Origin of the sequence: Pseudothermotoga elfii DSM 9442 = NBRC 107921 (assembly GCF_000504085.1) — a bacterium.
In the GTDB taxonomy this organism is placed as follows: Bacteria; Thermotogota; Thermotogae; order Thermotogales; family DSM-5069; genus Pseudothermotoga_B; species Pseudothermotoga_B elfii.
This window is the reverse complement of the sequence record NC_022792.1, coordinates 1692086-1704834: the sequence shown is the minus strand read 5'-3', so window position 1 is coordinate 1704834 and position 12749 is coordinate 1692086. Positions and strand designations below refer to the sequence as shown.

General features: G+C 39.8%; 13 protein-coding genes. 2 read left to right on the top strand and 11 right to left on the bottom strand.

Translation table 11 applies throughout. From position 1 onward, the window contains the following. The first annotated feature begins 9 nt into the window (after positions 1-9). Both TEL01S_RS08240 and TEL01S_RS08235 read left to right on the top strand, forming a co-directional pair. Complete coding sequence (locus TEL01S_RS08240; protein ID WP_028843804.1) at positions 10-1212, top strand: M20 metallopeptidase family protein; 1203 nt, start codon at positions 10-12, stop codon at positions 1210-1212. Then, a complete protein-coding gene (locus TEL01S_RS08235) occupies positions 1187-1924 on the top strand; it encodes a YdcF family protein (RefSeq protein ID WP_028843805.1) in 738 nt (245 codons plus the stop codon). Before TEL01S_RS08240 ends, TEL01S_RS08235 begins: the two co-directional genes overlap by 26 nt. A gap of 1 nt (position 1925) precedes the next feature. Here TEL01S_RS08235 and TEL01S_RS08230 read toward each other — a convergent pair whose 3' ends face one another. The 11 genes from TEL01S_RS08230 to TEL01S_RS08180 all read right to left on the bottom strand — a co-directional run bounded on the left by TEL01S_RS08230 (position 1926) and on the right by TEL01S_RS08180 (position 12699). After that, a complete protein-coding gene (locus TEL01S_RS08230) occupies positions 1926-2765 on the bottom strand; it encodes a carbohydrate ABC transporter permease (RefSeq protein ID WP_012003621.1) in 840 nt (279 codons plus the stop codon). A 12-nt stretch (positions 2766-2777) separates the two neighbouring features. Further along, positions 2778-3647: a carbohydrate ABC transporter permease gene (locus TEL01S_RS08225; RefSeq protein ID WP_028843806.1), complete on the bottom strand. Its 870-nt coding sequence runs from the start codon at positions 3645-3647 to the stop codon at positions 2778-2780. A gap of 51 nt (positions 3648-3698) precedes the next feature. Then, positions 3699-4997 (bottom strand): ABC transporter substrate-binding protein, encoded by a 1299-nt coding sequence (locus TEL01S_RS08220; protein ID WP_028843807.1) that lies wholly within the window; start codon positions 4995-4997, stop codon positions 3699-3701. Positions 4998-5250: 253 nt separating this feature from the next. After that, positions 5251-5613, bottom strand: a complete 363-nt coding sequence (locus tag TEL01S_RS08215; RefSeq protein WP_028843808.1) for a hypothetical protein — start codon at positions 5611-5613, stop codon at positions 5251-5253. Between the two features lie 154 nt (positions 5614-5767). Next, on the bottom strand, positions 5768-6865 hold the full coding sequence (locus TEL01S_RS08210; protein ID WP_028843809.1) for a DUF917 domain-containing protein: 1098 nt from the start codon (positions 6863-6865) through the stop codon (positions 5768-5770). 27 nt (positions 6866-6892) lie between these two features. Further along, on the bottom strand, positions 6893-7939 hold the full coding sequence (locus TEL01S_RS08205; protein ID WP_028843810.1) for a M29 family metallopeptidase: 1047 nt from the start codon (positions 7937-7939) through the stop codon (positions 6893-6895). Positions 7940-7941: 2 nt separating this feature from the next. Beyond that, positions 7942-8808, bottom strand: coding sequence for a DUF6092 family protein (locus tag TEL01S_RS10755; RefSeq protein WP_051524920.1), 867 nt, complete (start codon positions 8806-8808; stop codon positions 7942-7944). Then, a complete protein-coding gene (locus tag TEL01S_RS08195; protein ID WP_028843811.1) occupies positions 8808-9800 on the bottom strand; it encodes an oligopeptide/dipeptide ABC transporter ATP-binding protein in 993 nt (330 codons plus the stop codon). The genes TEL01S_RS10755 and TEL01S_RS08195 overlap by 1 nt, the downstream gene beginning before the upstream one ends. Then, positions 9769-10782, bottom strand: coding sequence for an ABC transporter ATP-binding protein (locus TEL01S_RS08190; protein ID WP_051366225.1), 1014 nt, complete (start codon positions 10780-10782; stop codon positions 9769-9771). Before TEL01S_RS08190 ends, TEL01S_RS08195 begins: the two co-directional genes overlap by 32 nt. A gap of 2 nt (positions 10783-10784) precedes the next feature. Then, positions 10785-11678, bottom strand: coding sequence for an ABC transporter permease (locus TEL01S_RS08185; RefSeq protein ID WP_198407819.1), 894 nt, complete (start codon positions 11676-11678; stop codon positions 10785-10787). Further along, on the bottom strand, positions 11671-12699 hold the full coding sequence (locus TEL01S_RS08180) for an ABC transporter permease (protein ID WP_028843813.1): 1029 nt from the start codon (positions 12697-12699) through the stop codon (positions 11671-11673). The genes TEL01S_RS08185 and TEL01S_RS08180 overlap by 8 nt, the downstream gene beginning before the upstream one ends. Positions 12700-12749 lie beyond the last annotated feature (50 nt).

The window sequence follows — 12749 nt, the reverse complement described above, 5'->3', positions numbered from 1 at the left end:
GGTGAATGTGTGATAAGCCAGGAAGTTTTATCTTATAAAGACGAGTTGATTCAACTGAGGAGAGATTTTCACATGTACCCTGAGGTTGGTTTTGAATTGCACCGAACTTCGCAAAAGGTAGCAGAGTATCTTGAATCAGTAGGATTAGAAGTTAAAAGAAATGTGGCTCAAACAGGCGTTGTTGCATTGCTCAAAGGTGCAAAACCTGGTAAAACAATTATTTTGAGGGCAGATATGGATGCACTCACATTACAAGAGCTGAATAATGTTCCTTATAAATCAAAGATCGATGGTGTAATGCATGCTTGCGGGCACGATGGCCATACAGCCATGTTACTTGTTGCGGCAAAAATATTGAAAGCCCATCAATCTGAACTCAGCGGAAATGTGAAATTCGTTTTTCAGCCTTCAGAAGAAAAATTCCCGCCAGGTGGGGCTTTACCAATGATAGAGGAAGGTGTTTTGAAAAATCCAGATGTCGATTATGCTTTTGGTGTGCATCTCTGGTCACAGCTTGATTGTGGAAAGATTGGTATCAGAAGTGGTGCACTCATGGCCGCCGCAGATGAATTTCAGATTATTCTCAAAGGTAAGGGCGGTCATGGTGCTCAACCACATTACTGCAAAGACCCAGTAATTGCGGCTGCCGAGCTTGTAATGGCTCTTCAGACCATTGTTAGTAGAAAAATAGATCCGTTTGAGAGTGTTGTTGTCACAGTTGGAAAGGTTCAAGCAGGAAGTGCATTCAATATCATACCTGAAACGGCCATTTTGCAGGGAACTGTTAGAACGTTGAGCGAGAATAGTCGAAATTTGGTAAAAGAAAGTATAAAAAGAATTACACAGGGTGTGTGTATGGCTCACGAGTTAGATTTTGAAATAGACCATAAAGATGGCACAGCTGTTCTCGTGAACGATGAAAAATTAACAGATTATGTTCGAAAAATTGCTGAAGGTATTTTTGGCAAAGAAAATGTCGTTGAGGTACCTCCAACTATGGGTGGAGAAGATATGTCGTTCTTTTTGAAAGAAGTACCGGGTGTTTTTTATTTCATAGGTGCGTCAAACTCGCAAAAAGGTCTGGAAAGATCTCACCATTCACCGTACTTTGATATTGATGAAGATTCCTTGCTTGTTGGTACACAGATGCATGTAAGTTTAGTTTTGAGTATGCTTGGAGGAAAAAATGATTGTATTTCAAAAGGTTGTTGAAGCTTTTCTTCTTCCTCCAGGTTTTTTCGTGACATTGTTTCTATTAATAGGCATTTTGCAGTTTAAAAAAAGTAGAAACACGGCGATTTTTATGATTTTTCTTGCGCTTTGTTTCTACTTTTTTTCCAGTGGTCTTGGTGCTCTAACACTTGTTTTACCTCTTGAAAGATCTTATGAAATTTCTATCCCGAAAAAGATTGATGCTGTTGTTGTTCTTGGTGGAGGTATTGTTAAGACTCCTAATGGTTATCAGCCATCACAAAGTTCTATAGTAAGATTGCTCGAAGGCGTCCGGATAGCAAAGGACTTTGATTCTTTTCTGATAATATCTGGAGGAATGTTACCATTGCTGAATCAACCTCCAGAGGCAGTAGTCATGAGAGATTTAGCCATATCGTTAGGTTTTCCGGCAGAGGCGATAATAATCGAGCCAGATGCAAAAACAACCTTTGAAAATGCGATTTTTACATCGCAAATCTGCAGAGAGAAAGGTTTTCAAAACGTGGTTGTCGTAACATCAGCAATTCACATGAAGCGTGCCATTTATTCATTTTCTAAGGCCAGATTCACAGTTCATCCATGCCCAACAGGCTATCTTTACAATCACTCCAAGCTCGGTTGGTCTGATTATTTACCAAATAGAGATGCTTTAACAGCAAACCTGTGGGCAATTCATGAAATAATAGGTATTCTCTGGTACAGGTTCAAATGATTCATCCCTTTATTCCGGTACTTACAAGTGATTTTACAAACAAATCCTGAAGTGTGAAAAACAGCAAAAGTGTCGGTGCCAGAGCAATCACTGTCCCGGCCATTATTATTCCCCAGTTGTTGGAAGATTCCGCGTTTATGATCATGTTTATGGCAACTTGAACTGTTTTCATTTTATCTTCCATCGCCACTATCAATGGCCAAAGGTACATATTCCATGCGTATGTGAAATTTATTATCGCTGCTCCAGCTATAATAGGTCTTGAAAGAGGAAGTACGATCCTGAAAAAATACTGCATTGAACCTGCTCCATCAATTTTTGCTGCATCTTCAAATTCTCTCGGAATAGTTTTGAAATGCTGTTGCATCAGGAAAGTGTTCGTTGCACTTGCCATAAATGGTATTGTCATGGCCATATATGTGTTTGTCCAGCCGAATTTACTGACTATTTTAAAAAGGGGAACTATCAAGACTATTTCAGAAGGTATAAAGAGTGTCGCAAAAAGTATGTAAAAAGAAATCCTGCTTCCCCTAAATTGAAAGTTTGCGTATGCATAACCTGAAAGTGTACCGCTGATCAATTTTCCAAAGGTAATCAAAACAGCTATTATTGCACTATTCAGCATCATTCTTGCAAATGGAACTATTTTGAAAGCATCGAGATAATTTTTGGTGAAAAATCCTTGTGGGAGAAATTTGGGAGGATAAGAAAAGACAAATTCTGGTGGTTGAATGCTCATAACAATTGCCAGAAAAACAGGTGCAAACATAAAAATGCTTGCTATTATCAGAAATATCTCAGTTGTCACAACTTTTATAGTTTTTCTGGTTGATTTTCTCATCACATTTCACCTCTATTGGTAATGAACTCTCTTCTGCGCGGCAGAAAAATAAATCACCGTTACCACGATCATTATAAAAAAGAGTATGACATTTTCTGCAGAAGCTAAGCCAGTTTTCTGAAATCTGAATCCATCCATGAAGAGCTTGTATATCATATTGGTTGTATAACCACCTGGACCACCTTTTGTCATCACATCTATGATTGCGAAAGATTGAAACATAGAAGATATTATGCTCATGATGACAAGATAGAAAGTTATCGGCGAAACAAGCGGAAATATAATCTTCCAGGTTCTCGTCCAGGAATTTGTACCATCGATTATGCTGGCTTCAATTACCTCGGACGAAATATTTTGAAGTGCTGCTAAGTAGAAAATAATGTTGAACGGTAATGTTTTCCAGATGGAAGCTATTATCAATGAATATGCAGCGAATGGTTTGGTTGTTAACCATTGGGCCTGTATTCCAAACAGTGTTCTTGTCAGGTAATTGACATGCCCAACCACAGAATTCAACAGAAAACCCCAGAGGGCTCCTGCAACAGCATGTGAAACAGCGTATGGTGCAAAAATAAGTGTTCTGTATATTCTCGAGCCAGGAACTTTTTGATCTAACAACAACGCAAAAAAGAACGATAAAAAAATAGATACCAGAACAGTAGCAGCGGTGTATATTAAAGTGAATCTTACCGCCAAAATATAATCAGGGTCCTGAAAAAGATTTAGGTAATTTTGCAATCCAACAAACATTTTTCTGTTTCCAAATACAGATATTTTCATAAAACTCGAGTAAAATGAATCAGCAGCAGGGATATATATGAACAGGACGATGATAACGTAGGTTGGAATTAAAAAAATATACGGCAGCCATTTTCTTTTCACGCGAGCACCTCCATGAAAAACATAGCGGCTGGGCAGAGCCAGCCGCATTTATCAAAAATATTCTTTTATAGCTTTGTTTGCATTCTTTTCTGCTTCATCGAGAGCTTGCTTAGGTGTGATGGAGCCAGATATCATTTTTTCCACAGCTGTTTCAATAGCGTCTCTAACCTCAGGAAAAGCACCAATTATTGCACCATTTGTGTTGTAATTCTGTACACTCGTTAGAAGTTGAAGAATAGCCGTCAGATGATGTGGATTATCTCTGTAATACCCCTGAACCTGCAATGTTTGAATTGCATCCACTCTTATTGGAAAATAACCTGTTGCCTGATGCCACGTTATTTGAGGTCCTGGTTCAGCTAAATATTTAACCAATTTCCAAGCTGCATTGATTTCCTGCTGATCTTTTTGTTTTATAATCCACAGGCTTCCTCCACCTATTATAACTCCTCCACGCTGCGCACCATCTGGAAGTGGTAAAAATGCTGTTCCGAGTTCAAATCCCTGTTTGGCAGATTCATTCATCAGCAGTGCGACATCTGATGTTGAAGATATGAGCATTCCTACCGTTTGTGATATGAAAAGTTGTCTTGCGGCTGTCCAGTCGGCGCGTTTTGTGTTGATCATCAATCCTTCTTTTGTTAATTTATCCCACAGGTTGAGAAAATTCATGGCCGCTTCATTGTTAAAAGTAGCTTTGGTTGCTTTTTTCGTTCTTCCATTGTCGTTATCGACAAGTGATTTGTTTTGCAGAGCCATATACTCTTCAAAGAACCAGGAATAAAGTGGCCAGGTTATACCACTTCTGATAACATTTCCTTTTTCATCTTTTTTAACAAGCTTTCTGCATGCCTCTATCAACTCACTGTAAGTTCTCGGGGGATTATCTGGATCAAGTCCAGCTTCTTTGAAAAGCGTTTTATTATAATACAAAAGTGGTGTTGAACTGTTCCATGGCATTGAATAGAGCTTTCCGCTAACCCGGTAGTAATTAAGTACCTGTGGCAGAAACAGACCAACATCGAAAGTTGGATCTTTGTCAATCATATCTTGAACAGGAACTACGACACCGCTATCAATCATTTTTTGGGTGCTTATTTCATTCAATTGAACCACGTGTGGTGGTGTACCTGCCTGTACAGCAGCAACTGTTTTTGCTAATATTTCTTCGTAACTTCCAACATACTGAACTTCCACCTCGATATCAGGATTGAGTTTCATGAAATCGTTCACCATGTTTTGAATTACTTCAATTCGCCAGCCACCCATGGCATGCCAGAATTGAATCTTTACTTTTGCGAACGACAAAACTGTTAAAACTAACAAAGATATCACCAAAAATTTCTTCATCCTAACACCTCCTTCTCCCCATGGTATATGAGATAGCTTAAATAATCTATAAATATCTTAAAAAAAACTAAAAGACCACACCCCAAAGGGGTACGGTCTTCTCCTCATCTCCCCCCATACCCTTGCGTTAATTCAAAAAGAATATATCATAAAGATACTTTTATGTCAATTTTGTTCATATTCCGTAACATAGCTTTTTAACTCACAGAAAGCATGTATTAAGGGCAGTTTTTGCTAATCTGTAGAAAAACCTTCACAGCAACCACGGAAGAAATAAATGGACAAAAAACCATCCTAAGACAAGAAAATCTGTGTATCTGTGAAGATACATCCATTTTCTTTTAAAAACTTTCCTCAACAAATAATATGCAAACAGCAAAATTATGCTAAACCACAAAATCCAACCTGTATGAAATATAAAAATGCCCAGCGCCAGATAACCGTGAATAAAACCTGTTACAATCAGGGCTAATCCTGTATATTTGTGCAGCAATGAACCAATTTTCAGAAATTTTCTGGCCCCCTTAACATTTCTCATGATTTTTCTCAGTGGAAAAAGCGAAAAATTGTAAAAAAGTAAAACAACACTTATCCAGGCAAAGATTTTGTAATCCATATAACATAGTTTACCACGATCACAAAAATTCAAGTGATATGAAAATATTAAAAGTGTTAGGAAATACCGAATTGCGCACGTTTTCAAAAAACCGCTGACAATACTTTGTATTGCGAACTTACTTACTATTTTCTTGCCTCCTAAGTAAAAATGACTAATCAAGAGATAAATATTCTCCCGAATAACCAAAATCTTGCAGAATATGTTTCCAGGATTCAAAGCCAGAAGGTTTTTGCTTCCATTTTTTGGGAGCAGGCATTCCATAGACAACTATTTTCTGATTACTTGTTATTTCGGCATTAGTAAGAACTTCGCCAGTCTCGGCATCTATAAAACTTATCAAATCAGGTACCATAGCCACGTGCTTACCATCAATTTGTGCTAAGATGTTTTCATTTTTGAACAAAATATTCATTGTTAATCCGCTATATTTATCTTTCCCTTCTATTGAGACAATGCCACAATCAAATCCTTTTTCGGTCTTAGAATTTATATCGCGAACACATCCTACGAACAGTTCCTTAATACCCATGATAGATAGTTTTTTAGAAAGCTCTTCTATTGACTTACCGCCAAATCTTCTGAGGATTTCTCCAATCTTTTTAGCTCGGCTAATTGATCCAGCAACTAGATATTTAGTGATTTCATGCTTGCGTACTGGCCATGTAGAAAAAGCAGCTGCCATACCCCACGACACTGTGATGTTTCTTGCTACACTTTCCGCGGTTTTATGATCTGTTTCATTGCCAAGATATACCACAGCTATATCTCCTGATGAATCAGCTAATACTAAAGGGACGGAGGGAATGCCTGCACAATAATATAATGTGGTGGATAACTCTGGGACAGCTCTTCCGTTGCCATCTGCATCTATTAAAGGAGTTTTTGTGATTCCACTAACGTAAACAGATACAAGCGTATTAAATCCTCCCATTTCTCCAGGCATTACGTATTTCACTTTCATCCCAGATATGGCACATATTTTCCTTATAAACTCATACGCATAAAGTGCCTCGCAACCAAATCCTTTTTCTTTAATGATTTTTGGCGACCCTATACCTGCAACCATCACCGCAAACTCATAATCACTCATCTCATCGGTAGTTATTAGCTCTATCTCTATGCTACCAGTTTCCTTTTCTATTCTCTCTATAAGGTACCTACCAACGCCTACTGGCCCACCTCCTCCTGCGCCTAAAAAAGCAGCGCCATTTACAATTACTTCAAGATCTTCTTTGTGCAGAATTCTCACAGGTATGCTCCTTTCTTAATCACAAAATTATATTTTTCCCATAATTTTAGCTATTTCGACAAGTTCTGGGTGTTCAATCTTACCCTCATCCATCAATAGTTCTCCATCGAGCCAAACGGAGGAATTTAAACAAATCCCATCCGCGTGAGAGATTGCTTCACCAAGTTTTCCCTTGAAAGCAGGCCCTTGGTAACCAAATCCCCATTCTGTTGATCCCCAGACACGTTCATCTTCAGTACATAAACCACTCAGTTTTGCACCTGGATTGAAGCCATAACATACATGAGCTAGATAGTACATTCTTGGGTCATCCAGTTTTTCCAACCATTTTTTGACGAACTTTGCCTCATCTTGGCCGAGTATCTCCGTGATTTTTCCTTCTTTTACCACAAGTTTTATTGGGTGTTTAAGTACTCCAAGATCTGCTTCACCTCCACCAGAAAATGATCCATCGAAAACTATCGTACCGTTAATACTCTCCTCAAGTGGGGCCCATCCTATTTGTCCTAATAAGAAATGTGGTCCCGGAGTATCTGCACGTAATTCGTTTGTTACAGGTCTCGTTGGGATATTTTCGAATGAAATATCTGTTCCGGCAGGTGTGGTGATTTTCATTTTTTTTGCCCTTTTGGTCATTTCCACAACTTTGTTCTGAAATTTTTCCTGGAGCTCTATATCTACTCTTGCTATACATCTTGCTATTCTCTCGCGATCCAAACCTCCGAGGAATAAATATCTTGTTCGGCCATTTGACATTGCTTGGGTCCAAGCGCTGTTGTAAAGTAACCATTGGTTATTGAATTCAATCCATACATCGGTTGATGGAATAGCAGCTTTTAATGGTTCTGGTAATTGATTATCCGCAATTTTTCCATATCCCCTAGGTGTTGAATGCAAAGCAATCATCACTTTTGCTCCTAAAGTTTCTGCAACTTTAGCTGTTTCTTCGGCGGGTTTGAAATCCATAACTGAGTCGATTGTGATTAGAACGGATTCTCCTCTTCGAACACGGCACAAATCTCTTACAATAATTGATGCAGCTTTTGCAACTTCAAACTCAAATGCCTCTGCCATACTCAATCCCTCCCAGAATTTTCACTTTGTTTTTTGTTTTCTAAGGATGAAAGTAGATGAACATACACATCAAGTGCCTTCTCCAAGTGTTCTATATAAGTAGCATTTCCAAGGAAATATAGAGAAGATGCTGTATTAAGTTCATTCTTGATGAATTCGAAATAACTTTGATGTTCTGGGTATAGATCAAGAAGATACTCACAAATTTTTTCGGCAGCTTCTAACAATCTAATAACCGCGTAACTTGGTGGCTCTCTAACATTTATTTTTACAGATGTAATCAGAAATCCCAGCATTTCAATTGGAAAATTTGATATACGTTGAGGAGCTTCAATTTCTTGATTAAAAGTGGGTTCATTTTGGTTTTTCGCTTCAATATGAATAACCGATTCGTCGCGTGCGGGTGTCTCAGGTAATTTATCGTAATATCCGAGAGCTATCAAAATCAATGGTTTTAGATAAGAAGATAATGAAAGAATTTTTGTGAGAGTATCTTTTTCAAAAGAAGTCACTGGGCAAGATCCAATTCCCAACTCAAACGCCTTCAGCATAATGTTTTGGCAAGCCATAGAAACATCAATTACAGCGTTTAAAGTCCAGTCTTTTAATTTCAATTCTTCGATTCTTCTCTCATTCACACATGCTACTATTATTGCTTTGGGGTTTCCCAGTATTCCTGGGGAACAACTTTTTATACGATCGATAGTGTTTTTCTGAAAATAGCAGTAAAATTCCCACACTTGTAAATTGCCTGCGGTTGGGGCATAAATGCCAGAAATTAGGATTTCATGTAAAATGGAAATATCTATTTCGTGATCATTAAAAAAACGCACACTTCTCCTCTTAAGGATGGCTTCGCCAACCTCCATTATGAATTCACTTCCATCAATAGTGCCTTTCCTTTTGAATACAAATGGCATTTAACTACTCTACCTGGTTGTAACTCAACAGATTGTGGTTCTGCCTTGCGACATATTTCCTGAACGAAAGGACACCTTGTGTGGAAAGAGCAACCAGCTGGTACATCCACTGGGCTTGGTATTTCTCCAGTAGATTGAATTTGTTTGGGTTTAAGAGCTTCTTCGGCTTTGGTTACGACAGGAATCGATGACAACAACATCTGAGTGTATGGATGACTGGGTTCTGCAAAAATTTGGGCTGTTGGTCCTTGTTCCACGATTTTACCAAGATACATAATTGCAACTCTGTTGGAGATATTTCTGACTAAACTTAGATCATGGGTGATAAACATATAAGTCAATCCAAGTTCTTCTTTAAGCTTCAGCAGTGTTCGTATGATCTTAGCTTGAATGGAAACATCCAACGCAGAAGTTGGTTCGTCGAGAATGACAAACTCTGGTCCAGCTGACAGCGCTCGTGCAATTGCTATCAGCTGTTTTTCACCACCTCCTATATCTCTTGGAAGTTTGTAAATGTATTCTGGCGGCAGTTCAACCATATTTAAGGCATTAACAATGGCTTCCCGAAGCTTCTCTCCTCTCAAGTGTTTGTGTATTATTAGTGGTGCCCCTATGATTTGAAAAACTGTCTTTGAGGGATTAAGAGATGTGCCGGGGTCTTGAAAAACGATCTGAATATTCTTTTTCAGTTGGGCTGGACGTTTCCAATGAATGTGGCTTATGTCAAGGTCTTTGTATTCAATCCTGCCTTCTGTTGGTTCATACATACCAATAACTGTGTAGGCGGTTGTGCTCTTGCCTGAACCAGACTCCCCAACCAATGCAAAGACGTCTTCTTTATAAATGTCAACGTCAATTCCATCAACGGCCTTGACAAAAACTCCCTTTTTATTTGTGGGGAAATACTTCTTAAGATTCCGTATCCGAAGAATGACCGACATCAGAAGCCACACCCCTCTCAGTCTCGTAAAGAAAGCAAGAAACGAAATGTTCGTCCTCGACTTCATAAAAGCCGGGTTTTGTGGAAAAACACTTTTCTGTTGCTTGCTCGCACCTTGGAGCAAATCGACACCCCTGGGGTGGATTTAGATAATCTGGTATTCTTCCTCCAATACCTTCAGCGATTCCCTCACCAGTTAGTCGTGGCAAAGCTGCCAATAATCCACGCGTATATGGATGATAAGGGTTTTCGAAAATGTTTTGACTACTGGCATATTCCGCAATGGTACCCGCGTACATGACATATATTCTGTCGCATGTTTCTCTGGCAACTCCCAGTGAGTGAGTTACAAGTACCAGTGCCAATTTTTGTTCATCGCATAGTCGTTTTAGTAGTTTGAGAACTTGATCCTGGATCGTAACATCCAGATTAGTGGTGGGTTCATCAGCAAGTATGATATTGGGTTCAGCGGCAAGTGCCATGGCTATACATACTCTTTGTCTCATACCCCCACTTAACTGGAAAGGAAAATTCGTGTGAATTCTCTCTGCGTCCGGGAGTCGCGCTAGACGAAGAGCATTAATAGCCGCTTCTCTTACTGATGACGAACGATTTGCCGCATATCTCACAACGAGCTCCATCTGTTCACCTATGGTGAAAACAGGATTGAGTGATGCCGTCGGATCTTGGAAGATCATTGCAACACGTTTTGCTGGTTTTCTCACCATGTGGTGTGCACTTCTTTCCAAAATAACTTTTCCATTCACTGTAACTTTGCCACTTGATAAAATCGCGTTACTCGCGAGTATTCCCATAATCGCTTTCAGTGTAGTCGTCTTGCCACAGCCTGTTTCACCAACAAGTCCTATCTTCTCTCCTCTTTTTACCGTCAAATCAATTCCATCGAGAACTTTCAGAATACCTCTGTATACCTTGTAATTAACACGTAGATTCCGAACTGCCAATGCTTCTTCATTCTTCATAACTATTCCCCCGATGTCAGCATTTCTCTGATACCGTCACCAAGCAGGTTAAATGACAATATAATAACCACAATCATCAAAGCTGGAAATACAGATATCCACCAGTAGGTAGGAAGATATTTTGCACCATCAGAGACCATGGTCCCCAATGCCGGGGTTGGCGGTTGTTCTCCCAGTCCAACAAAACTCAGTGATGCTCCTGTTAAAATTACCCATCCCATGTCGAGAGTCATCTTTGTCAGAATTGGCCCTAAATGGTTTGGAAGAATTTCACTGAACATTATCTTGAATCTGTTCATTCCAGTTAACTCCACCGCTTTCACGAATGGTTCATTCCTAACTGAAACAGTCATACCGTACACCAGTCGAGCATACCATGGCCACCACGAAACACACACTGCAATCATGGAGTTCATGAGCGTAGGCTTAAGCAAGGCTGCTATTGCCAGAGCAAGGACCAAAGGGGGCACAGCAAGAAACACATCTGTCACTCGCATAACAACTGTACTGAACCACCTGCCTTCAAAGTAGCCCCCGAAGAGACCAACAGCTGTTCCAAGCGGAACAACTATCGCAAGCACAACTATTCCCATAATTAATGCCCCGCGGAATGCAAAAAAACATCTCGTAAGAATGTCTCTACCCATGGCATCAGTCCCAAAAGGATGTTCCAGGCTTGGAGGATGCATGGTGTTACCAAAATCGACAAATGCTCCCGCGTGCTCAGGATATGGACTAACCACTGAAGCAAAGATAGCGACAAATACGATACTTGCTACCATCAAAAGCCCCAACAATGACAACTTGTTTCTTGAAAAACGGTACCATGCTCGTTTAAACCTTTCAGCATAGGCAGATCTTGCGGATATCTCAATTGTCACTGTGCTATCACGCACTTTTTGCCCCTCCTAACCGTACTCTGGGATCAAGATATGCGATAATCACGTCTATAACGACATTTGCAATTGTGTATCCAATACCTATAATTAACACAACACTTATGATTGCAAAAAGATCTTTGTTAAGCATGGCTTCTATGCCATAACGAGATATTCCCGGATAAAGAAAAACGAGTTCGACAAGGAAAGCGTTTCCCAACAGCGCAGCTATATCCAGAGCCATTATGGATATTGGTGCCACCAAAGAGGGTTTTAGCAACAAACGGCGGTATATCAATTTGCTTGGTACTCCGTATGCTCGGGCTGCGAGAATGTAGTCCTTTTCAGCATTATCAACCATACTTGCCCTTGTCATTCTCGCTGCTTGAGCAGCCCCGCCCATTGACAGAGCGAGAGAGGGTAATACTATGTGCCATAAGGTATCTAGCGCCACACGCAAGTTTCCAGTTAGTAAACCGTCAATTATATACATTCCCGTGATTCTTGGGGGAGCAACTAAGCCAGGACTTATTCTTCCCGTTGTTGGGAAGATCGGGATCAAATAAGTGAATAAAAGAAGAAATATAATTGCCCACACAAAAGCAGGAGTTACTATTCCTATATAGGAGAGTATCCTAATTGCACCATCGAGCCAGGTTCCCGAAAAACGCGCAGAAAGGCGACCAAGGTTTATACCGATAACGGCCATGAAGAATGCCGACAGTGCAATTATTTCAATGGAAGCAGGTAAGTATTCTGCTATGTCTTTTGTAATTGGTCTTCGCGATCGTAAGGACTCACCAAGATCACCTTGCATCAAATTGGACAGCCAAAGGAAGTATCTCTCCACTAATGGTTTGTCGAGGTTCATCTCTTTTCTCAAAGAATCGACTGCCCATTCCGGTGCTCTTGGACCCAGAGCCATGCGAGCTGGATCCCCTGGGACAATATTGGAAATTATAAAAATTAGTATCGATACTCCAAAAAGTACGCCTATGGAATAAACAATGCGCTTAATTATATATTTGGTTAAAGACATATTCTCATCACCACCATTTGTTTACGGCTAAACCGGATGAGTTTCATTAC